This is a genomic window from Leuconostoc fallax (assembly GCF_004354645.1).
GTDB classification, from domain to species: domain Bacteria; phylum Bacillota; class Bacilli; order Lactobacillales; family Lactobacillaceae; genus Leuconostoc_B; species Leuconostoc_B fallax.
The window spans coordinates 13,311-35,832 of the sequence record NZ_PUFI01000005.1; the positions used below are offsets into that span (position 1 = coordinate 13,311).

Annotated in this window: 21 protein-coding genes and 1 riboswitch; of the genes, 16 read left to right on the forward strand and 5 right to left on the reverse strand. The window is 35.9% G+C overall.

The genetic code is table 11. The features are described 5' to 3' along the window. Nucleotides 1-23: 23 nt before the first annotated feature. The 3 genes from C5L23_RS00655 (at nt 24) to C5L23_RS00665 (ending at nt 3,487) form a co-directional block, all read left to right on the forward strand. On the forward strand, nt 24-1,520 hold the full coding sequence (locus C5L23_RS00655) for a LysM peptidoglycan-binding domain-containing protein (protein WP_010006932.1): 1,497 nt from the start codon (nt 24-26) through the stop codon (nt 1,518-1,520). A gap of 78 nt (nt 1,521-1,598) precedes the next feature. Continuing rightward, nucleotides 1,599-2,858 carry an aminoacyltransferase gene (locus C5L23_RS00660; RefSeq protein WP_133264140.1) on the forward strand — a complete coding sequence of 420 codons (1,260 nt, stop codon included), beginning with the start codon at nt 1,599-1,601 and terminating at the stop codon, nt 2,856-2,858. A 152-nt stretch (nt 2,859-3,010) separates the two neighbouring features. Continuing rightward, entirely contained in the window at nt 3,011-3,487 is a 477-nt protein-coding gene (locus C5L23_RS00665) for a hypothetical protein (protein ID WP_029508582.1), read from the forward strand. A gap of 52 nt (nt 3,488-3,539) precedes the next feature. Here C5L23_RS00665 and C5L23_RS00670 read toward each other — a convergent pair whose 3' ends face one another. Next, entirely contained in the window at nt 3,540-4,184 is a 645-nt protein-coding gene (locus C5L23_RS00670) for an HD domain-containing protein (RefSeq protein ID WP_133264141.1), read from the reverse strand. 129 nt (nt 4,185-4,313) lie between these two features. On the opposite strand from C5L23_RS00670, the gene C5L23_RS00675 reads away from it, so the two are divergent. The 3 genes from C5L23_RS00675 (at nt 4,314) to C5L23_RS00685 (ending at nt 8,467) form a co-directional block, all read left to right on the forward strand. Next, on the forward strand, nt 4,314-5,537 hold the full coding sequence (locus C5L23_RS00675) for an ATP-binding protein (protein ID WP_010006928.1): 1,224 nt from the start codon (nt 4,314-4,316) through the stop codon (nt 5,535-5,537). 137 nt (nt 5,538-5,674) lie between these two features. After that, complete coding sequence (gene metG / locus C5L23_RS00680; protein WP_133264142.1) at nt 5,675-7,789, forward strand: methionine--tRNA ligase; 2,115 nt, start codon at nt 5,675-5,677, stop codon at nt 7,787-7,789. A gap of 270 nt (nt 7,790-8,059) precedes the next feature. Beyond that, entirely contained in the window at nt 8,060-8,467 is a 408-nt protein-coding gene (locus tag C5L23_RS00685) for a DUF2000 domain-containing protein (protein ID WP_010008451.1), read from the forward strand. On the opposite strand, the gene C5L23_RS00690 is transcribed toward C5L23_RS00685, so the two are convergent. Then, a complete protein-coding gene (locus C5L23_RS00690; RefSeq protein ID WP_170168004.1) occupies nt 8,430-9,236 on the reverse strand; it encodes a helix-turn-helix transcriptional regulator in 807 nt (268 codons plus the stop codon). The genes C5L23_RS00685 and C5L23_RS00690 overlap by 38 nt on opposite strands. Nucleotides 9,237-9,451: 215 nt before the next feature. Here C5L23_RS00690 and C5L23_RS00695 point away from each other — a divergent pair, with 215 nt between their 5' ends. The 4 genes from C5L23_RS00695 to C5L23_RS00710 all read left to right on the forward strand — a co-directional run bounded on the left by C5L23_RS00695 (nt 9,452) and on the right by C5L23_RS00710 (nt 12,642). Then, the gene (locus C5L23_RS00695) at nt 9,452-10,807 is read left to right on the forward strand and encodes an MFS transporter (protein WP_010008455.1); all 1,356 of its coding nucleotides are present in this window, start codon (nt 9,452-9,454) and stop codon (nt 10,805-10,807) included. Between the two features lie 68 nt (nt 10,808-10,875). Continuing rightward, a riboswitch (TPP riboswitch) is annotated at nt 10,876-10,973 on the forward strand. Between the two features lie 277 nt (nt 10,974-11,250). Next, on the forward strand, nt 11,251-11,775 hold the full coding sequence (gene thiW / locus C5L23_RS00700; RefSeq protein WP_010008456.1) for an energy coupling factor transporter S component ThiW: 525 nt from the start codon (nt 11,251-11,253) through the stop codon (nt 11,773-11,775). A gap of 280 nt (nt 11,776-12,055) precedes the next feature. Continuing rightward, on the forward strand, nt 12,056-12,355 hold the full coding sequence (locus C5L23_RS00705) for a hypothetical protein (protein ID WP_010008458.1): 300 nt from the start codon (nt 12,056-12,058) through the stop codon (nt 12,353-12,355). Between the two features lie 32 nt (nt 12,356-12,387). Next, on the forward strand, nt 12,388-12,642 hold the full coding sequence (locus C5L23_RS00710; protein ID WP_010008459.1) for a hypothetical protein: 255 nt from the start codon (nt 12,388-12,390) through the stop codon (nt 12,640-12,642). A gap of 77 nt (nt 12,643-12,719) precedes the next feature. Here C5L23_RS00710 and C5L23_RS00715 read toward each other — a convergent pair whose 3' ends face one another. Then, nucleotides 12,720-14,069 (reverse strand): bacteriocin secretion accessory protein, encoded by a 1,350-nt coding sequence (locus tag C5L23_RS00715; RefSeq protein WP_133264144.1) that lies wholly within the window; start codon nt 14,067-14,069, stop codon nt 12,720-12,722. 17 nt (nt 14,070-14,086) lie between these two features. After that, the gene (locus C5L23_RS00720; RefSeq protein WP_133264145.1) at nt 14,087-16,234 is read right to left on the reverse strand and encodes a peptide cleavage/export ABC transporter; all 2,148 of its coding nucleotides are present in this window, start codon (nt 16,232-16,234) and stop codon (nt 14,087-14,089) included. A 233-nt stretch (nt 16,235-16,467) separates the two neighbouring features. On the opposite strand from C5L23_RS00720, the gene C5L23_RS00725 reads away from it, so the two are divergent. Both C5L23_RS00725 and C5L23_RS00730 read left to right on the forward strand, forming a co-directional pair. Next, the gene (locus C5L23_RS00725) at nt 16,468-16,692 is read left to right on the forward strand and encodes a hypothetical protein (protein ID WP_010008463.1); all 225 of its coding nucleotides are present in this window, start codon (nt 16,468-16,470) and stop codon (nt 16,690-16,692) included. 925 nt (nt 16,693-17,617) lie between these two features. Continuing rightward, a complete protein-coding gene (locus tag C5L23_RS00730) occupies nt 17,618-18,457 on the forward strand; it encodes an alpha/beta hydrolase (RefSeq protein WP_133264146.1) in 840 nt (279 codons plus the stop codon). A gap of 57 nt (nt 18,458-18,514) precedes the next feature. Here the strand turns inward: C5L23_RS00730 and C5L23_RS00735 are convergent, their stop codons facing one another. Continuing rightward, nucleotides 18,515-19,003 carry a cupin domain-containing protein gene (locus tag C5L23_RS00735; protein WP_010008468.1) on the reverse strand — a complete coding sequence of 163 codons (489 nt, stop codon included), beginning with the start codon at nt 19,001-19,003 and terminating at the stop codon, nt 18,515-18,517. A gap of 415 nt (nt 19,004-19,418) precedes the next feature. Between C5L23_RS00735 and C5L23_RS00740 the strand changes: the two genes are divergently transcribed. The 4 genes from C5L23_RS00740 to C5L23_RS00755 are packed head-to-tail and all read left to right on the forward strand — an operon-like array spanning nt 19,419 to nt 22,489. Continuing rightward, complete coding sequence (locus C5L23_RS00740) at nt 19,419-20,165, forward strand: amino acid ABC transporter permease (protein ID WP_010008469.1); 747 nt, start codon at nt 19,419-19,421, stop codon at nt 20,163-20,165. Nucleotides 20,166-20,204: 39 nt separating this feature from the next. After that, nucleotides 20,205-21,032, forward strand: a complete 828-nt coding sequence (locus C5L23_RS00745) for a transporter substrate-binding domain-containing protein (protein WP_133264147.1) — start codon at nt 20,205-20,207, stop codon at nt 21,030-21,032. A 12-nt stretch (nt 21,033-21,044) separates the two neighbouring features. Continuing rightward, on the forward strand, nt 21,045-21,749 hold the full coding sequence (locus C5L23_RS00750; protein WP_010008471.1) for an amino acid ABC transporter permease: 705 nt from the start codon (nt 21,045-21,047) through the stop codon (nt 21,747-21,749). Between the two features lie 2 nt (nt 21,750-21,751). Continuing rightward, complete coding sequence (locus C5L23_RS00755; RefSeq protein WP_010008472.1) at nt 21,752-22,489, forward strand: amino acid ABC transporter ATP-binding protein; 738 nt, start codon at nt 21,752-21,754, stop codon at nt 22,487-22,489. The last annotated feature ends 33 nt before the right edge of the window (nt 22,490-22,522 follow it).

The window sequence follows — 22,522 nt, forward strand, 5'->3', positions numbered from 1 at the left end:
GAATTTTTCAAAAAGAGGTATTTATGAAACCATCAACTATTGCTAAATCAATCGCAGCCACAGCCGGTGCTTTCGCCGTTGCAGGTGCATCACAAGTTTCAGCTGACACAATTAACATCAAGTCAGGGGACACACTTTACAGCTTGGCATCTCGTTACAACACAACTGTTGACGCACTTGCTAAGGCTAACAATATCTCAAATGTTAATTTGATTATTGCGGGTCAAAAGTTAGAAACTTCAACTACTAAGACAGCAACAGCTAAAGCTGTACAACCACAAACTGCTAAAGTTTCTGGTACTTATACAGTAGTTGCTGGTGACACACTTCGCGCCATTGCTGCTGCACATAATGTTTCAGTAGAAACACTCGCTGCTGCTAACAATATTTCAAACGTTGATTTAATTCTTGTTGGTCAGTCATTGAAGTTGTCAGGAAACGCAGCCACTACTAAGGTTGCGCCTACAACACAAGCACCTGCTGCTTCATCACAATCATCATCATCACAAAGCAGTGCAGTGTCATCAACACAAGCACCTGCATCTTCTGTAGCAGCACCTGCACAGTCATCCGTAGCACAAAGTTCAGCAACTTCAACTCAAAACACTGCTACTGCACCAAGTGCATCAACACAAGCACCAGTATCATCTGTAGCAACATCTGAACAATCATCACAAAGTTCAGTAACACCTGCTAAGACAACAGTAGCATCACAAGCAGCACCTGCATCTTCTGCAGAATCCTCATCACAAAGCAGTGCAGAATCATCAACACAAGCACCTGCATCTTCTACAGAATCAGCAACACAAAATAATGCAGTATCATCAACACAAGCATCTACTTCTTCTGTAACAGCACCAGTTGCTTCATCACAAGCATCTTCTGCAGCATCATCACAAACACCTGCTGCACCTAAGGCTGCTGAGCCCAAGGCAACAGCACCTGTACAAAAGCAAGAGCAAGCCTTGTCATATATTGCTGATGCCGATGCAAACGGCGATAACTACATGACACAAGCTGAATATGATGCTTATAAGGCAAACGGTAGTGTAAGTACGTCTAAGAAGACAACTACACAAGCAACACAAAATACAGCTCAAGCTTCAACAACGACATCAACACAAACTCAAGCTGCAACTGTTGAAAAGACATCAACATCATCTGCAACATCTACATCAACAGTATCTTCAACTAGTGCTGATGCAACAATTAATGCATGGAACGCTAAGCGTGCCCAACTTGGTTTGAAGCCAGTATCATTGAATGCTTCATTATCAGCTAAAGCACAAGCGCGTGCACAACAAATGGCATCTAACTCAAACTGGTTCAGTTTGCATGAAGGTTCAAATACACCTGAAGTTGTTGCCAATGGCTTCGGTGCCGGTGCAGCAGTTATCGATGCTTGGTATAATGAAACAGGTATGGTTAACGGTGGACATACTGAATTTATCATTAACCCTAATCTTTCTTCAGCCGGTGTTGGATACTACAACGGTTGGATCGTGGTTGACGCACAATAAATTTATGAAAAAAGTAGGGGTACCCCCTACTTTTTTTTATGTTTTCATGTATAGTGAATTACAGAGGATTTTTTACTTATGACTTATCAGTTTACTGAACTTACTAATGAAGAATTTGATCAATTTGAAAAGCAACACCAATTAGGTACTTTTCTACAATCTCAATCTCAGGCTGAATTACTAAAAAAGCGTGGGTATAAAATTTGGTTGGTCGGTGTAAAAGAAACCAAAAATAATGAAGTGGTAGCTACAGCGCTAGTGTTGCGCGAAACTGTTCGACTGGGTTATGTGATGTCACTTGATCGTGGCCCATTACTTGATTTTGATAACCAAGAGTTAGTAGCGTACTTTTTTGCAGCTTTCAAGATGTTTGCTAAGGCGCATAATGGTTTGTATATTGAGGTACGGCCTAATGTAACATTCCAATTAACAGACAATCACGGTGAAACAATTGGTGACAAGAATACATCATTCTTTGACCAAATGTCACGTTTGGGATTTGTGCATCAACCATTCTCGGATGGCTTTACAACGGTTGCTTCACCAGAGTGGGAGTACATTAAAGATCTATCAGAATTAAGTGATGAGAAGTCAGTTCATCAATCTTACACTAAGAATGCAGTATATTATCTGAAAAAAAATAAGCAGTTCGGTATTAAATTACGTCAGTTAAAAAAATCAGATTTAGCCGATTTTAAAGCTTTAACACAAAAGACAGCTGATCGTCTACATTATCATGATAAGGATCTCAATTTTTATGAGACTGTTTATGATGTTTATGGTGATCGTGCGACATTTTTATTTGCTGAATTGAATTTTAATAACTATATTCAAGAAGAACAGCAAAAAGTGAGTGCATTAACTGCTAAATTGGATAAAATTAATCAAAAAATTGAAAAGTATCCCGCTAACGATAAATTTAAACGTCAGTATGCGGAATTTGACGATCAGCGTCAGCAGCATAAAAAGCGTATTAACAAAGCTGAAGAACAACATCAACAAGCTGGTGTTGATGAAGTCGTTGTTGCTTGTGCTTTATTTATTCAACAACCACAAGAAATGAATTACTTATTCTCTGGTACTGATGAGACGTATATGGACTATTATGGTCCTTACCAAATCCAAGATGTAATGATTAATCAAGCTGTTCAAGCCGGTATAAAGCGTTATAATTTCTATGGTATTGCTGGCCGCTTTGATGGCACTGATGGCGTTTTGGGCTTTAAAACTGCCTTTAATGGTTCTGCACGTCAACTCGTGGGAAACTTCATGATGCCAGTTCAGCCCCTTAAATATAAAATCTATCGGCTACTCAAAAAATTAATGGGTCGCGGTTAATAGATGCAATTTAGCTTGTCCATTACTTAATGGACAAGCTTTTTTCAAGCACTTTCCTAGACCTTAAAGTTGGTATTCAGTAGAATATTAGTAAGGAGTCAAACGGTTACATTTCAGAAAATTAGACAAGCACTAGGAAATGAGGCGTGTACATGAAAAAAGGTGTTTTAATTGGTATTATTTCTTCTTTGGTCACATTAGTAGTCTGTGGTATAGCGTTTTATACTTATAGCGAATTACAAGACGATCGTGATGATCGAACAGATACACCACAAGAACAGTCTACCAGTACCTCTTATTCGCAGTCAGGTAGTGGTGGTAGTAGCACGACAAGTAGTAGCAGTAGCAGCAGTATGCCTGGTGGTTATAATTTACCCAGTCAAGATAAAGTGAATGAACGCTTGAATTCAGATTTGGACAAGTTTGTTCAAAATAATAGTACCGATATTCATAATGGTAAATCTAATGACGAATTGTATGATATGTTTGAAGATCAATATGTTGATGCATATGAAAATGAATTAGAACGTAAGCACGGCGAGTCACAAGATGATGCAATTGAGAAATTATTGGATCAAGGTGTAGCCAATCTGAACTTTAACGAACGGATTACTGCTGCTAAGCAATAAAATCAAAATAAAAAGGTAAGATACATTGTATCTTACCTTTTTTATTTTGGCTTTATTTTTTTAATTGCCATTCATCTTCGAATTGATGTACGAAATCTAACATAAATTGATGACGCCCAGCCCCAATTTTTTTAGCTGTATCGGTGTTGAGATAATCTTTAAGTAGAAAGAGTTTTTCATAAAAATGATTAATGGCAGTAGAACTTCCCTTTCGATATTCTTTTTTGTCCATGTGATGACGTGGCTTGATGTTAGGATCATAAAGTGCATGATGTGCATGAACACCATATTCAATTGTTCGAGCGACTGCAATAGCACCAATAGCTTCTAATCGATCCGCATCCTGAACAATTTGTCCATTAATATCTAATGGAGCAGCACCATCTAGTGATTTAGACCAAGACATATTGTCAATGATATAGAAAATAGCAGTCTGTTGTGCCTTCGTTACATCAATACTATTAAGAAAATCAGCTACACGTTGTTTGGCTGCGACAACATCACTGAATAATTTATCATCATAGGTATCATGTAATAGCGCTGCAGCGCGTACGATAAAAGGATCAGCACTTGGCTCATGTTCTAAAATTGTATTAGATAAAGCTAGAACGCGCTCAATATGGTCAGTGCCATGTCCTGTTTCATCATTACCCAAAACTTGCTGCATGAATTGCTGAATTTGATCTAATTGTGTCATTTTCCCCTCCAAACTGTTAACCTTATGGTATCAAAACACCTTAGAATATGCTACGTGAAAGAATAAATTACATGCCAATTTTGAGTGTGTCTATATTGATAAGATAAAAAATGTTAGGAGAAAGTTAAAGTGATTATTGATAATTTTGCAAAAAATACTATTGCCAACGAGCAGGTCGACCTTGATGCTAATGCACTGTTAGCACATCATTTATTAATCACTGGTGCTACTGGTAGTGGTAAATCAACATCTCTACTAAAATTGGTAGAAAGTCTACAATCAAAACAACAGGCAACCATCATACTTGATCCAACAGGCGAGTATCATGATTTAGCGCATTCAGTGCAGTATAAGTTAGGGCAAAATGCTAATTTAGATTTTAGTCATTTTTCGGCAAAAGAAATTGCGGATTTGTTAGGTGATGCTAAAGGGACTTTAGTCAAGCAAATTGACGCTGCTATGACATCACTTAAAATACAAAAGAACGTCATCCAACAACCGGGATTGTACCAAAAAGTTAATCAATCACAAGAAGTATTTCAACAACAACAGACGGCTTTAAAAATGTTTGGAACAGATTATGATGCTAACCTGTTGCTTGATCAAGTTATTCAGGAATTTGTTGTGCCGTTGAGTGATGATCGAGCGGATTATAGCTTATTAGGACAAGTACTCGATTATCATAACATCAAAGCGCATTGGTTGACTTTGTTGGCAATGAAACAAGCATTGCAATCACCAAATTTACAGTATATTTTCAATAGGCATGATCATCATGTGGCGAAACAAACACAGACAGACTTGTTTTACATTTTAAAATTATTTTCTGAACATCAAGGCCAATTAACGTTGGTCATTGATATTAGTGCGTTAATGGTACAAGGCTCACAAAGCCGCTTAGTTTTATCTATTTTATTAAGACATCTTTTAGTGTTAAGAGCGACAAGTGCATATCGTTTTCCCATCACACTTTTTTTGGATGAATCCCATCGCTTTATCCCGGCAGAGCATGAAAATCTGACGGAATCTGGTTTATTTAAGTTGATTCGGGAAGGCAGAAAGTATGGTTTATACGTTGCATTGTCGACACAATCGCCACTTGACTTACCAGCCCAATTGCGGGGACAATTTGGTAGCATATTAATTCACCAGTTGAATGATTCAGAGGAACTCAATTGTTTGGTAACGCCAAAAGTTGACGATTTATTACAATATCAAAGATTGCAGCCGGGACAATGTATGTTGCAGTTAAATGGGAAACACGATATGTTACATGTCAATATTATGCAACCCAAGGCTTATCATGCGACAGCTTCACCGCTTTTCAAAAAACAGTATACGTATGAGAATTAAGTAGCTGCCTGCTCATTTATACACATTTGATTGGGAGATGTTATCTATACAAAGCAGCGGCGGCGGTATCAAAATAGCTTAAAATTCGCTATAATAAATTTATATTACCTCATACGGTAAAAGGAAAGAGGACTCATATGTCAGAACCAAATAATGTCTTATTTAACACTGGAAATCTAACAGATAGTGCTGTTATTTATGATAAGTTTTCTAAGGCAGAGCAACAATTTGCAAAGCGTGAAGATAATACATTTTATATTACAACACCAATTTATTACCCATCAGGGAAATTACAGTTAGGCAATACCTATACCACGGTTTTGGCTGATGCTGCAGCGCGCTATCATCGCCTGTTAGGTCAAGATGTTTATTTTTTGACTGGGACTGATGAACATGGGCTCAAAATCCAACAAAAAGCACAAGCAGCTGGACAATCTGAAATTCAATATTTGGATGGTATGGCGAAACAAATTAAAGAATTATGGTCATTAATGGATATTTCATATGATCAATTTATTCGAACAACTGAACCACAGCATGAAGCAGCAGTTCAGAATATTTTTAAACAATTGCTAGATCAAGGTGATATTTATAAAGGCGAATACGAGGGATGGTATTCAGTATCTGACGAAGAATACTTTACGGAATCACAATTAGCCGAAGTGTATCATGATGATAATGGTAAGGTAATTGGCGGTAAAGCACCATCAGGACACGAAGTTGAGCTAGTCAAAGAAGAAGCTTACTTCTTTAAGATGAGTAAGTATGCTGACTGGTTATTGGACTACTATAAATTGCATCCTAATTTTATTCAGCCTGAGGCACGAATGAATGAAATGATCAGTAACTTTATAGCGCCTGGCTTGGAAGATCTTGCCATGACAAGAACCAGTTTTGATTGGGGTGTTAAGGTACCTGGTGATGAAAAGCATGTCATTTATGTGTGGATCGATGCCTTGGCCAACTATATTACTGCCTTGGGTTATGGTAGTGCTGATGATACATTATTCCAACGCTATTGGCCAGCTAATGCACAATTAGTTGGTAAAGAAATTGTGCGTTTCCATACGATTTATTGGCCAATTATTTTACATGCACTAGGCTTACCACTACCAAAATCAGTGATTGGGCACGGTTGGTTAGTGATGAAAGACGGTAAAATGTCTAAATCAAAGGGTAACGTTATTTACCCTGAAGTATTAGAACAACGTTATGGTCTTGATGCAGTACGTTACTATCTATTACGAGCAATGCCATTTGGTAATGATGGTGTCTTTACACCTGAGGACTTTGTGAGTCGTGTTAATTTTGATTTGGCAAACGACCTTGGTAATTTACTTAATCGGACAATTGCCATGATTAATAAGTACGAAGAGGGCATTATTCCAAAGTTAGCAACCGGTAAAACGTCATTTGATGAAGATTTAATTCGGATTATTAACGAAAGTATGGTAACGTATCATCAGCATTTCAACAAATTACGGACAGCAGATGCTTTGGAGTCAATATGGACGATTATTCGTCGTGCCAATAAATATATTGATGAAACACAACCTTGGGTTTTGGCAAAAGATGAAGCGCGTGCAGATGAGTTGTCAAGTGTCATGGCACATTTGGCGGCTTCGCTAAGAGTTACTGCTGTACTATTGCAACCTGTACTGACACAAGCACCTGCCAAAATATTTGAACAACTTGGATTAGATTATCCCAAAGAGGGTGTGCGTATTGCTAATCTATCTTTTGGTGGCTTACCAACAGGTGGAAAAGTTGTGAAGAAGGGACAACCAATCTTCCCACGTCAAAATTTTGAAGAGGAAGTAACCTTTATTGCAGGTTTGGTTTCTAAAGATACTAAAGGTAAGGGACGTGCAGCTAAAGAAGAAGCCAAACAAAAAGCACAAACCGAAGCAGTAGTAGAAAAAGCACCAATTGCTTATGATGATTTTGACAAGGTACAAATTCTTGCAGCTAAAATCACAGCTGGTGAAATTGTGGCAAAATCAGAAAAACTTCTTAAGTTTACATTGGATGATGGTTCTGGTAAACCAAGACAAATCCTTTCAGGTATTCGTAAATGGTATCCAGAGCCAACAGCTCTGATCGGAAAAACGGTGGCTATCGTTGCTAATATGAAACCACGCAAAATGGCAGGTGAGATGAGTGAAGGTATGATTCTCTCTGCTGAAAAGAATGGTAAAGTAACAGTGACCATTTTGCCAGATAGTATTGAGGCAGGATCAGGTATCGAATAATTGTTAATTGAAAAAGCCAAAAACCATATATATGGTTTTTGGCTTTTTATTGACCATTTTTATTTAAAGAGTTGGATGTGCGATATAGTTCAAGTCAGTAATCATCGATTAAATGCCTTACTGAGTGAGATTGATATATTAGCGCACGATGATATAAAAAGATAAGTCGGTTAGTTTACTTTTTTGTTAAAATAATAGCAATTTTATACAATTTAAAAGTTTAAAATCAGTGTTTAATGGTTAATATACTAAGCTAAAGGAGTTGATGTGATGTCAACAAAATGTGTTTTGATTATAGACCCTGAATTACCTTTAGGGATTATTGCTAATACGGGAGCTATTCTTGGTGCCGCTTTAGGTAAGCTGCATCCTGAAATTAATGGGGATGATATAGTGAGTCAAGAAGGCATCCTTTTTCCAGGCATTGTAAATATTCCCATCCCAGTCTTAAAAAGTAATGCCGAAAAAATTGCAGGAATTCATTCAGAGGCATCGAATACTGACAATATTTCTGTTATTGCTTTTACAGATTGTGCCCAAACGGCCCAAAATTATGTTGAATACACTGAAAGCATTCAGAAAGTGCAAACACAAGATATTCAATTTTTAGGTATTTGTTTATATGGTGACAAAAAGAAGGTTAATCATTTTGCTGGTGATTTACCACTTTTACGTTAAGTTGTGTTTGGTAATGTTTGGGTGTAATACCTGTATATTGTTTAAATAATTTATTGAAATGACTTTCATCGTAAAAACCATTTTGAGTAGCTATAGCCGCCATTGATTGTGAATTAGCGTTTAGCAGTTGTTTTTGTGCATGATTAATTCGACAATTCACCAAATATTTATTTGGCGAAATATGATAGTACTTTTTGAAGAGACGAGTAAAATGAAATTGTGTCATACCAACTGTATGGGCAAGATATGGCATGCTTAGTGGTGAGGCATAGTTAGTTTTGATATAACTTTTGGCTTCTGTTAAGCGTGGGTCGACTTGATGCGGTATTGTATGATCTACGACATTATTTAATGTATGATGCTGTAAAAAAGTTGTTAATTGATTCAATTCGGCATGTTGTGTTGCTTGTGAGCCTGAGGCTAAGCGATGCAATATGTTTTTTAATTGCTGGCTTTGCATTGTTGTGAGTTTAATTGCCATTGGATGTGTCGCAGACTGCATTAATTTTGGCTCAAGAAAAAGCATTTGGTATTGCCAATGTAACGGGTCAATTGGTTGACACCAATGGACATATTGTGCAGGGATAACAACGAGTGTATTTGGACCAAGTTGCCGGATACTATCAACATGGGCTAGACAATGCCCCTTTTCAATAAAACCAATTGAAATTGTATCGTGAAATTGAAATCGTGGTGTTTGCAAGGTAAACTGACAAAATTTATGAATCATATCGTGTCTATTATGCACTTTGGTATATGTGATGCTCATACATGCTCCCTGTCTTATCCATATCATGCCAATATCGCTTCTTAATCAGCGTAAGGAATTTCAGTATAGTTCACAAATAGGGATAAGGTCAACTGCAATTTTAGCGGGAAAGGTGTATCATCTCGGTGTTGTAAGCGCATACATATAGTGGTAGGCTAAAAGCGTAGAGAGAATATGTCTAACAGGGACATATTATATTGAAAGGATGGCATGACATGTTGAATTTCTTAAAGCCTTTACCGTCAGCACCTAAAATTGAAGGACATAAGGTAGAGTCTGAGTACAAAAGACGTCAACTAGGTGTTTTAGTGGCGACGTGTTTTAGTTATATTGGATATTATATTATTCGTCTGATATTTACAACGGAACAGGTCCCTCTAATGAAGGCATATGGTTTTACTTTAGGTCAGGTAGGATTTATACTATCGACGTTTGGTATCGGCTATGGTGTGGCTAAGTTATTTATGGGCGCTTTAGTGGATAAATCTAATACTGAACGGTTCTTGGCTTTTGGTTTATACTTATCTTGTTTCTTTAACTTACTGATAGGTTTTACACAGAATTATTATGTTATTTTATTTCTAATGTTATTTATAGCAGTAACACAAGCTATGGGGGCACCGGCGTGTCAGCGACAAATTAGTTTGTGGTTTTCCAAAAAGCATCGAGGTACTGCCTTTTCAATTTGGGCTTCAGCTCATAATGCAGGGGCGTTCTTCTGTGTGGCATCAGTGCAATTAGCAACGTTCTTATTTTCGGGTTCGTTGACAGCAGTATTCGTCACAGCTTCAGTTTTTTCAGCTATTATTGCAACAGCTATGTTACTGATTAATACGGATCGCCCTGAATCAGCTGGATTACCGAATATTGCAGAGTACTCTGGTTATGAAGAGGTTGATGAAGACGGACAGCCAACGGCTACATCACTGACTGATAAATCTTTTGGTACAATTTTTGTCCAAGATATTTTAACCAATAAAGTTGTGTGGGCAGTGACACTGACATCAATGATGATATACATTGTTCGTTATGGCATTATGAGTTGGATTCCTAGTTATTTACCTACTAAAGGATTTAGTGTTGAATGGGCAAAGTGGTTTATTGGTATCTTTGAGTTATCAGCAGTTCCTGGTGTTATTTTGATGGGGGCATTATCCGACTTGATTAAAGGTCGCCGGTCATTAGTATGTTTAATTTGTAGTATTGGTATGGCTGGTTGTTTGGTTGCTTACTTTACAAGTAGTAATCATTTGGTCATAACTATTATGTTGTTTGTTTTGGGTAGCTTGATTTATGCACCGCTTGCACTTGTTGGTTTAATGGTTAATGAAGCTGTGCCAAATTACGCGGTTGGGTTGTCGACTGGTTTTATGGGCTTCTTCCAATATGTTTTCGGAGAAACTATGGCTACGGCATTAATTGGTAATTTAGTTGATAAATTCGGTTGGAGTGCTGAATCTATCGTAATTTATATTGCATCATTTATTGCTATTCTTTTATTAATCTATCTTGTGTTTAAGGAACGCCGCATTCTAAAAATGGAGTCCATTTTAAACAAGCAAGCCTCATGATGTGTGGCAATCAATGGTTAATAGTATTATGCGGTATATTTTGGTATACTAGATGCAATAATTGAATATTTATTTACTAGGGGAGCTATTATAGCTGAGACACAATCGTGGACCCTTCGAACCTGATCTAGGTGATACTAGCGTAGGAAAGTAACTCATAATACGTATGCTATACGCTGTTTAGTCACTTTTGTGTGCTAAATGGCGTTTTTTATTTTAAGGAGGCGATGTCATAAAGATGAGAAAGCGTCTGCTTTCAGCTTAAGGTAAGGGAGCACTTAACTTGAGTCATCTCAAATATTTTGCGAGGGAACCCGATTTTTATCATGCGGGGTGAGAGGTGATACGTTTATCACGACCGACACGATCTAAAAGGATCGTTAGCAAATTCAGGAGAGCAGGAGAGCAGGAGAGAAAGGACGTTCAAAGAACGTAAAATTATCATGCACAAAAATATAAATACATCGGCCCAACGCATTAAAAAGATGGTTGTGGCCGCATTACTTTCAGGGTTGAGTTATGCACTATCGACAATGATTATTTTTCCAAACATGGCACCATTTCAACATTTTGTTGATGTTATTGCAGCAATATTATTAGGGCCATGGTACGCAACGTTGTCTGGCTTAATAACGGGAGTGGCACGTATGAGTTTTGAAGCTCGTCCGGCAACCAGTGTCGTCAGTATTTTAGTAGCACCGGCCTTAGCGGCATGGCTATATCGCTTAACAGGTAAAATATGGGGTGCTGTCCTTGGCGAAATAGTGGGCGTTGGTGTGATTGGCGCACTGTTATCTTACCCTGTTATGAAGTATATTTATGGTCTGGATTTAAAGCATTTTTATTACTATATGCCGTTCTTTATTCCTTCTGTTGTTGTTGGTTCAATATTAGGTGGGCTCATGATGTATACTTTCAAAAAGTCTGGTCAACTGAAGAGATGGCAAAAATTATTAAACCATCAATAGTAGCACTATCTTAATTATTTTTTACGGATAGGTAAGTGAAGATGTAAGTGAAATAGTGCCGGTTGAAAATAGATATTATGTGTTAGTCATTAATTTAAATAACGATCATTATGATCGTTATTTTTTGTGACCATTTTTCTCGAATGATCCTAATTATGCAATAAGTTAAGCAATAGCCCAAAAGCCCGTTCTTTCAAGGCTTATCACGTGTATTGTGATTGTAAAAGGTGTATTCTGTGTGTAGATTATGTAGTTTACTGAGAGAAACAAAGGAGTTTGCATGGACAAAATTTTTAATGTTGATGGTTACGAGTTTGCAATGGTACATAAGGTATTTGGACAAGATATTTTTACGGCTACAGTTACTGATACGGAAGCGGTAGTGAACTGGATTGGTTGTAAAAAGTTTAATATGGATGACCATGTGGATTATGTTAGTAAATATGAAATGAGAGATCATATTAAACGCACCATTAATCGCGAGGTTTCAACATGGTTTATTAAACAAAAGAACCCCAATAAGTTACCGCCTTTTGATGGCATTATTATTAATAGAGCAGGTAAAGCCAATCGACTTTAATTTTGTAATAAAAAATGTGGAGGAGGGAAGTAATGCATCATAAAACTGATCTTAGTCGCTTGGTAGGGAAGCAATTTAAAGTAACTGATGCCAGTGGTTATCGATTTATAGCAGTGATTGAAGATATTGAGAAAGCCAAATCATTAATATCGTTGCCTGGTTTTGAAGATAATGCAGCAATGGCGCTAGATAATATCATTATGACAGTAAAATCTAATGCCAGAATTGAGAATCATCTACATGTTGGAACCTATGATACATTACCGGGTATTAGATTTATTATTTAAGTAGTAAAAGACGTCACTTCTTTAGGAGTGACGTCTTTTAGTTTTTATAGCTAACCAGCCTAAGAGAATAAGAATGACTACGCATGCAACAATATATTTTTGATATAAGAAAGCCAAGTATGTTTTCCTGTAATGACACTAATAGTACCAACTTGACCATAATAGATTGTTTGATAATCTTTGGCATTAAGATCTAAATTAGCGCTTACTTGGTAAAAGTTACCTTGCTTTGTTGCGACTGGATGAGCCGTAATATTGGCTATTTTACCAGTGATTGTTAAAGGCTTACTATTTTTTTGTGTTAAATGATAACGAATTGTTTGTCCCTCTGATATTGCTGAAATATCATTTGTTGAAATATAAAAATTAACGATAAGATCAGGGTGTTGTCTAATATTAGGGTATATTTGCGCAATATTGGTACCTTGAGGAATATTATCTAACTTAGTTTTATCAACTAATAACTTAACGGTACCAGATTCACTTGCGACAATTGCATTTTTATTGTTTATTTGTGTTGCATTGTACTGAATTCTCAGCTGTTTAATTTCTTGATTAATAGCTTTGAGTTCTTTTGTAATTGATGCTAATTGTTGAGATTTGAGTTCGGTTATTTTGTCTTTTAGTATATCTGATTTCTGGTGTTCAGAAGTGATGCCAGCATACTGTGTACGGTAATTAGTGATAGTATCATTTAACTGTTCAATTTGCTGCTTAATATTAGATACTGTTTCTTTTTTTACTTTATCCATTTGGACTGCGGATAAGCCCTGTATCTGATTTTGATAATTAGAAAAAATAGTGTAGTAATCGTTTTTAGATGATAATGTTGTATTATTTATGATGGCGTTGAGTAAAGCTTGATATTGATTTAAAGCAATATTCTTCTTTGCTAAGGCGTCTGATACAATGCCTTTTTGCTGGGTAGCGTTATTTTGATTTTCCACTTGTTGCTGAAAATCAGCTGTTACACTGCGGCACTGGGCGAGATAACTTTGGTAGGCAGATGAACAGCCATAATGATCGTCACTTAGAAATAAATTTTTATTTTGATTGATACTATCTTGATAGCATGTTAATGCTTGCGCGTGTTCTTGTAAATCTTGGAGAGATGATGATTGTAATTTTAAATTGGTGTCAGTTTCGATATTTTGATATTGTACGAGTAACTCACCAGCACGTACATCTTTCTTGGTGAGTAATTCGTTTTTAATAATAGGATTATTGCTTGTTGATTGTATAGTTTTTAATATTTTATGTGGTGCTATTTCACCAGTGCTTTTAACCACGATTTCTTTGTGAGTGAAACAAGCTATTAAAATTAAAATCGTGAGTAACATGAGTGTTGGAAAAATAATGAGTGTTGTGAAATTTTGATATCGTTTGTTATAAAATTCCGAACTTTCTAAGAGCTTTTGGTTGAACATAGATAAACCTTTCGCTGTTAACCCTTCACAAGATGATAATATTGCGCTTTATTATGCATGAGGTGCGTGTGATTACCATCTTCAGTAATCATGCCGTTTTCAAGAAAAATCACACGGTGTGCTTTTTCGGCAATAGTCAGTCGGTGTGCAATAAAAATAATTGTTTTGTCTTTAAGTGATAGCAAATTATCGATAATCTTTTTTTCAGTCGCAACATCTAGATTACTAGTTGATTCATCTAAAATAAGAATCGGCGCATCACTTAATAGTGCTCGAGCTAAGGCAATACGTTGTTTTTGGCCACCAGACATACCACCATCCTCTGATATTTCAGTTTGATAATTTTGAGGCATATTTTCGATATCAGTTTTTATATCAGCAAGCTCAACTGCATGTAAAATAGCTTCTTGTGTCGTGCCTTCAGGCGCACCTAATATCAAATTATCTAGAATACTACCAGTAAATATATATGGATTTTGTGGTAAATAAATGACGTGCTGTCTCAAATTTTGACGTTTAATTTGCTGGATATTTTGGTCGCCAATTTTGATAGTGCCGGTTGTCGGCGATATGAAATTGACTAAGAGCTTAGCGAGTGTAGATTTACCAGATCCACTCGTACCAACTAAAGCAATTTTTTCACCAAATGGAATATTGACAGAGAACTGTGTCAATATATTGCTTTGATAGCCATACTGATAGCTAATATTATCAATTGAGATATTATGCGAATTATTTGATTGAATTTCTTGTGACTCGATGCTTTGAAATTCGGATTCGACCAAGTAAACTTCGTTCAATCGGCGATTTGCGACAGTCGCTGTTTGTAATTTGGCTTGTAGATTAATAATATTTTGAAAGGGTTCAGTGAAATAGCCTAATAATGCATTATATGTTACCAATTGACCAATACTAATTTGGTTATCAATGACTAGCTTGGCACCAAACCATAAAATAAGCACATTAATAATGAGCTGAGTTGCTTGTTTAATACCACTTTGAATAGCTTCGCTTTTTTGATGTGCAAATGACTTTTTTAAATAATCAACAAATTCACGGTCAATTTTTTGATAACTTACTTGCTCACTTGTTAGAGACTTAATGGTTTCAATACCGTTAATATCTTCAATGATTGACGAACTTAGGGTTGCATTACTGGCCATTTGCTCTTGATTTAATTTTTCAAAGGGTTTCATGAAACAATAAACAATTAAGAAATAAATTGGAAACGAAATTAAGGAAAGCAAAAACAACTGTATATTTTGAATAGCTAGAATGCTACCAACAATAATTGTGATGCCCAAATCTAAAAATAAGGAAAGGATAGTATTAGCCATAGCATCAATAATGGCATTGGCATCATTGAAACGGGTGACAATTTCGCCAGTTCGACGAGTTGCAAAGAAGTTAACAGGCAGTTCAAATAGATGACGAACATAGGATAAGATAACTTCGATAGAGAGCCGCTGCCCCATAACGGTTAATAAGTAAGATCGGGCGAAGGCTAATAATTGTTGTAATATGTACGTTGCAATCAGGCCAAAGGAAATAATGGTTAATGTATTGAACATGCCATCAGGGATATAAGTATCGATAACTAGTTGCATGTAATAAGAACCAGCAATGCTAATAAGCGTCACTAAGAAAGAAGCTGCAATAATATTAATAATGAGCCCTTTTTGATGACGGATAATCGGCAAAAAAGATTGGATGCTACTTTTATTTTCTTTGACAGGTTTGTAAGCTGGTGAAGGCGACATGAATAATGAGACGCCTGTCCATTCTTCCGAAAATTCTTGTAGAGTCATCGATGTTTTACCGACCGATGGGTCGGGATCTGCCAGTAAAATTTTATCTTTGGTAACACCGTAAACGACATAATAATGTAAATATTGGGCTTTCTTCTCAACGTGGGCAATAAATGGTAAAGGCAAATCATTCATATCAAATAAAGTGATATCAGCTTGAATCGGACGGACCGACATATTAAATGATTCAGCCGCTTTGACTAAACCCAACGCAGTTGTTCCTGATAATGATGTTTGACAACGTTCTCGTATATTAGCCAATGAAACATCAGAACCATAGTGTTTTAAAATCATGGCTAAAGCCGCTACACCGCAATCTTTTTCTTCTAGCTGTGATATGTAGTGGAATCTTTTCATACAATACTCTCCTGTAAAATAATGCCAATTTCCATTTTATAATGAAGATTTTATTTTTTTACAAGTTAAACATGAATGGTCGTTATTATGAGGTGAATGGTTGATTTTAACCATTCAGTGCTATAAAATGACCGTTCAATGCATGAGTATATGAAATAATAATCAGTTAATGTATATTGAATTTATTCGTTGCGCAGCGATGAGAAATGGTATATAGAAAGAGAATTATAATTATGAACAAGGATAATGGGGATACTTTAAGATATGGTCAGGTTATGAGTAATGAGGCTTTATCCAATGTAAATGGTGGTATTTTTCCTATAGTTATTTGTAGCTTACTGTTAATCCTAGGGGACGCAGGTGTGATTCAGGCTATTAATGTACTTGATCAAAACTATATTATGATATTAATTGCTTATTTGGTCTTCATAGGTAGGGATAATAAGAATAGGTTGTGATGAGTATGAACGTATATAAAATCTTCATGGAACATTTATATTGCATTTATTTAATACACAATGATTAAAAATAAAATACCAGAGGGAAAGCCAAAAATGATAATTACTTTTGATAAAGTAATCAATTTCAGTTTAATATTAAATTCAATTTTCTTTACATTTTATATCATTGCAACTTTAGTGGGATGGGTTAGTGATGGGAATATCCCTTTAACATCATTATTTTTGGTATGTTCATTATCAATTTTGTCTGTTTCAGATGACTTTCATAGTAAGTAATAAAAATATTTAGAAAAATTAATTATGAGAGGATAACATTCATGAAAAAATTATCACGAATATTATTATTTTTATCAAGTGGTTTAGTAGCTGTTTTATGTGTATTAATAGTATTAATGAGTCTAAGTGATCAACACAAGTTTAGTACATTTACGTATTCCGATATGAATGCAGTATTTTACATTTGTTTCTTTATGGAGACGTTGCTAGTATCGTATGCTTCTGTATTATGCGACAAGCAACCAAATAAATTAACTATGAATGTTAATAAAAATCCAACATTAAATAACTTAATTTTTATGGGTGTTATAGGTGGAGTCTTTCTTATATCCAGAAAGTTAAGCATGCTTAACATACATCGTAATTGAGAGTAAAAAACAGTGCATATTATTTATAATATGCACTGTTTTTTATTTTATGGAAACGTTTATTAAGTATTCGATATTTCATAGCTAATAAGTTATCTATATTTCATGAACTAGCCAATATCATTCATATGTTAAAAACTAAAATGATGAGTCGCGATTTTGTTTAAATATTTCTCATCATTAAATTATCTGATATGATCCCCACTCAAATCATCTATAATAAAAATAAACATGTTACGTGATAAACTATCAGATGTGAATTTAACGTGGAGAAAAATATGACATTTACAAAAAAGTGGGTTATTTTAACTGTAGCATTCATACTCATCATCGTGACAAGTATGGTAGTTATCTTGAACACTGTAGGTGCTAAAAAAGTTCACAGGGAAAATGCGACCATAGTATTTCTACATGGATATGGTAGTAGCGCACGAGCTAGCAATAAACTTGCAGATGCGACACAAAGCCGGCTGAGTATTCGTAATCGAAAAGTGATACGAATTAATCGAGATGGAAAATTTAAAATTAATCATCAGCAAATCTCTAGAGCAGGCAATATCTTTCAGCTTGAATTTACAGATAAGCAAACATCGGAAAAGGATGAAACAAAATATCTTGCTCATTTTATGAAAACATTAAAAATGCAGGGTATTAAAACGATATCATTATCTGGTCATTCTATGGGGGCCAACGTCGGCTTGAGATACAATATGGACAAAACATATCAAACGACAGCTTATCCTAAAGTAGATAAGTTAGTAACAATTGCAGCACCGTTTAATATGGGAATTAATTATCCAAATATGAAAAAAGAATTCCAACATAATCGGATTAATAAAAAGACACAATTACCATTGTATCAAGATGATAATTTTAAGTATTTTTACAAAAATCGCCACAACTTAAACCCGCAATTAGCCATCATGAACATCTTTGGTGATATAGGTGATCAAAGTGATGGTGTCGTGACTAACTTTAGTTCACAAGCTTTACGTTTTTTTGTATCAAAAAAACAACGTTATGTTGAAATGAGTGTTACAGGAGAGCACGTTCAGCATAGTCAAATTCGGGATAATCAGACGGTAACGCGGCAAGTTGCTGAATTTTTAAATCAGTAATCACTTTATTTCAAATCTGCTGTATTGATGAAGCAGATAAACGCTAAAAAATGAATGTTAGGGTAACTCTTGGTAAGCTAATTTTTTAATAATATCAGTGTGCTGTGGATAAAGCGCCATTAATTGTGCTTGTGTAAACAATTCAAAATCATTAAATGTAAATCCAGGTGTAACCACACAGCTAACCAAAGCAAAATCATTGTTAACGGTAGAGCCAAATATTGTACCTGCTGGAACAGTCCATGATAATTGCTGACCATTTTTGACATCTGGACCAATTATGATCGCTTCATATGTACCGTTTGGATATAAACAATGTACGGTTAAGGGTGCACCATCATGATAAAACCACATTTCATCTGACGTTAATCGGTGAAAATGTGAAGGGTTATTGCTAGTTAATAAAAATAGGATGGATGTATGCAACGGCCGTGAACCAGTTGAAGTTGATATGTCCTTGTTACTTTTACCGTTTTCACGATAAAAGCCACCTTCAGGGTGAGCTACTAGATGTAATTGTTCAATCCACTCATTAACGTTTTTCATTTTAGAACCTCGATCTTTTATTTTTTATCTTAAACAACGGATGTGCCAGAATCAAATTATAACTTAAATAGAACTCAAAATAAGCATTTGTCTTACAGTAACAAATTGTATGACTAGTGCTTTTTATATTGCATAAAATAAATCATTCTGGGATTTAACATTCCCAATAATAACGAAAAATATTAAAGCGTGTCTCCAAAAAGGATAGAAAGTAAAAATTATTGCCCAAAGGATTTTCATTCGTATTGTGCAGTGTGCATAGAATTTATAAAAAGATTGTTTATCAAGATTATAATGTGTATTATTATTTTTAATCTATATTTAATCAATTAATTATTTTATTGTTATTTAAATCGTTTATCACCTTTTATATTAACAAATTAAATAATATGTACAATATACCAGGAGGCATTCTATGAATAATCTGTTCCAACCACAACTTATTTGGCAATATCTACCAGATATCTTATCTGCTTTGCCGGTGACACTACTACTGACGATTGTATCAACCCTTATTGGTGTGATTGTTGGTGCTGGAATTGCTTTTGTTCGAATGGAAGATACACCATTTTTTAAACAAGTTGCTATTGTATTTACGTCTTTCATTCGTGGGACACCTATTTTGATTCAGATGTTTTTAGTCTATTATGGTTTACCATTTCTTTTAAACTATATCGGTGTTAATACGGACAATGTTAACCCACTTATTTATTTATTCATCACTTATGGACTGAATATGGCAGCGTTTCTATCAGAAATTATTCGAGCGGCTTTGGAAAGCGTACCGGCAACACAACGCGAAGCAGCCTTAACATCTGGTTATACCAAACGACAAATGTATATGAAAATTATTTTCCCTCAAGCAATGGTGATTGCAATTCCTAGCTTTGCAACGATGGTCATTTCGTTGCTACAAGATACATCGTTGGCATTTACCATTGGCGTCTTAGACGTTGTTGGCAAAGCAAAAGCATTGGGAACAGCGACATTCCATACCGTAGAAGCTTATATCAGCGCCATGATTATCTTTATCATTTTGAGTTTTATTTTGGAAAGGGTATTTCATTGGTTAGAGAAACGCAGCAACTACTCATCTCGTCAAATGCCAATTGCTGCTACTAACCCCGTAATGCCAGTAATTGAGCATCCTAAAACAAGTTAATTAAAAAATAATCAATGCATGTGGTCAAAGGAGAATGATATGCAAAATAAAACAGGAAATCACAAAGGTCTATGGATTGGTTTGGCAATAGTGGCTGTAATGATTATTGGCGTTATGGTGTTACATCATACAAGTAAAAATAGTCAGGCAGCTTCTGGTGTACAGACAATCAATGTTGGTTCTGGTAATGATGGACAGCCCTTTGCTTACTTGGACAAAAACGGGCAACCAGCGGGTATGGATATTGCAGTTATTCAAGCCATCGATAAAAAATTACCTCAGTATAAATTTAAATTAACGTTGTCTGATTTTCCAACGATGATTACGAATCTAAAGAGTGGGAAAACATCGTTGGCCTTCTATCAAATTGAAAAGAATCCAGAGCGTCAACAAGATTTCAAATTTGGAAGTGTTGGTTATACCATTTGGGATACGTTATTAGCAACTAAAAAGTCCACTGGTGTCTTAAATACTTTTGCAGATGCGAAAGGCAAAAAATTATATGTGACCAATTCAACTAATCAAGCGACTTTAACAGATGCTTATTTGAAGAAAAATCCAAATGCTTTTGGCGTAACACGTGGTACTTATACCGTAGAACAAATTGCACAAGGTCTTAACTCTGATCAGTTTAATGTTTATCCCGCGCCAAAATATTCCATTGACTTATTAAATCGTCAATTTAAAACAAATTTGGTTTATGGTAAGGCCGTTAATCATTCCAGTGCTTATCCTATGTTTAATAAAAAAGCTGACCCTAAGTTGATGAAAGCCGTTAATCAAGCCATGGCGGAATTAAAAAAAGATGGCACGCTCAAACAGTTAAGTCAAAAATGGCTCAAGGGTGATTACGTTCCCAAAGATTAATGGAGGTTTCAGATGAATTTCGATATTGGATTTATATTTCAAGTTGTTAGCCAGATTGTGCGCTATGTACCAGTTACGATTTACATGGCTTTTGTTAGTTTGATTATTGGTGGCGCGTTGGGATTGGCCGTAGCGCTTGTTCGATATTACAAGGTACCAATATTATCGCAATTATTTTCTACGCTGATTACGATGCTAAAAGGCGTACCCTTGATTTTGGTATTTTTAGTAGTTTTCTTAATTGCTTCGCAAAACTTCAATCATTTGGCAAAGGCGATGGGGTGGCAAATACGTTACGGTGATCTACCGATGAGTGCTTTAGCCATTATTGGTCTATCACTCATGGCGATGGTGGGATTGAGTGAAGCCTTTAGAGGAGCGTTTGAGTCAGTCAAACAAGTTCAATTTGACGCGGCACGCTCTCTAGGCATGACCAAAATGCAAACAATTCGTCGTGTTTTAATACCACAAACGTTACCAGTTGCTTTGCCCATGATTATTAATATGTTAATTAATTTAATTAAAGGTACAGCAATTGCCTCATTGGTATCAGTCGTTGAAATTTTCTCTGCAGCCACACAAGCAGCCAGTTCAAATTATAAATATTTTGAGGCGTATATTGCCGCCGCTATGATTTATTGGTTGATGACCATTGTAATCGAACGTGGTGCTGTTTTATTAGAAAGTCGTATGGATAAAAGTCTCAGGAGGTCGTAGTCATGATTGAAGTAAAAGATGTTCATAAAAGTTTTAATGACAATGAGGTGATTAAAGGCGTTAGTCTTTCATTAAATGAAGGTGAAGTTGTGACCATTTTAGGCCCTTCGGGATCTGGGAAAACGACCTTCCTCCGTTGTTTAAATTTTTTGGAAATAGCAGATTCTGGTTCTATCACCATCAACGATCAAAAAGTGACCTTTGGTGAGGCTAGTGTTGATGAAGTTTTACAGCTGAGACGTAAGATGGGGATGGTTTTTCAAAATTATGCCTTATTCCTAAATAAAACAGCTAAGCAAAATATCATGGAACCAATGATTTTGGTTCATGGTTATAGTCAGCAGCAAGCAGAAGAACGTGCTGAAACATTACTACAGGCGATTGGGTTACCAGAACATGGTAATTATTATCCTTCCCAGCTTTCAGGAGGGCAAAAACAACGTATTGGGATTGCACGGGCTTTAGCAGTTCATCCAACGGTACTATTATTCGACGAACCGACAGCTGCACTAGACCCAGAACTTGTTGGTGAAGTACTTAAAGTGATGAAGGCGGTTAAAGCAGCTGGCGTTGCAATGATTGTTGTGACGCATGAAATGCAATTTGCGTATGAAGTCAGTGATCGTGTTATTTTTATGGCTGATGGTGTCATTGTTGAAGAAGGTAGTCCACAGCAGATTTTTGAACATCCAAAAGAAAGTCGCACACAAGCATTCTTGGATCGATTCACTGTGCATTAAAGTATGATGACCATGTATAAAAGGAGATTTATG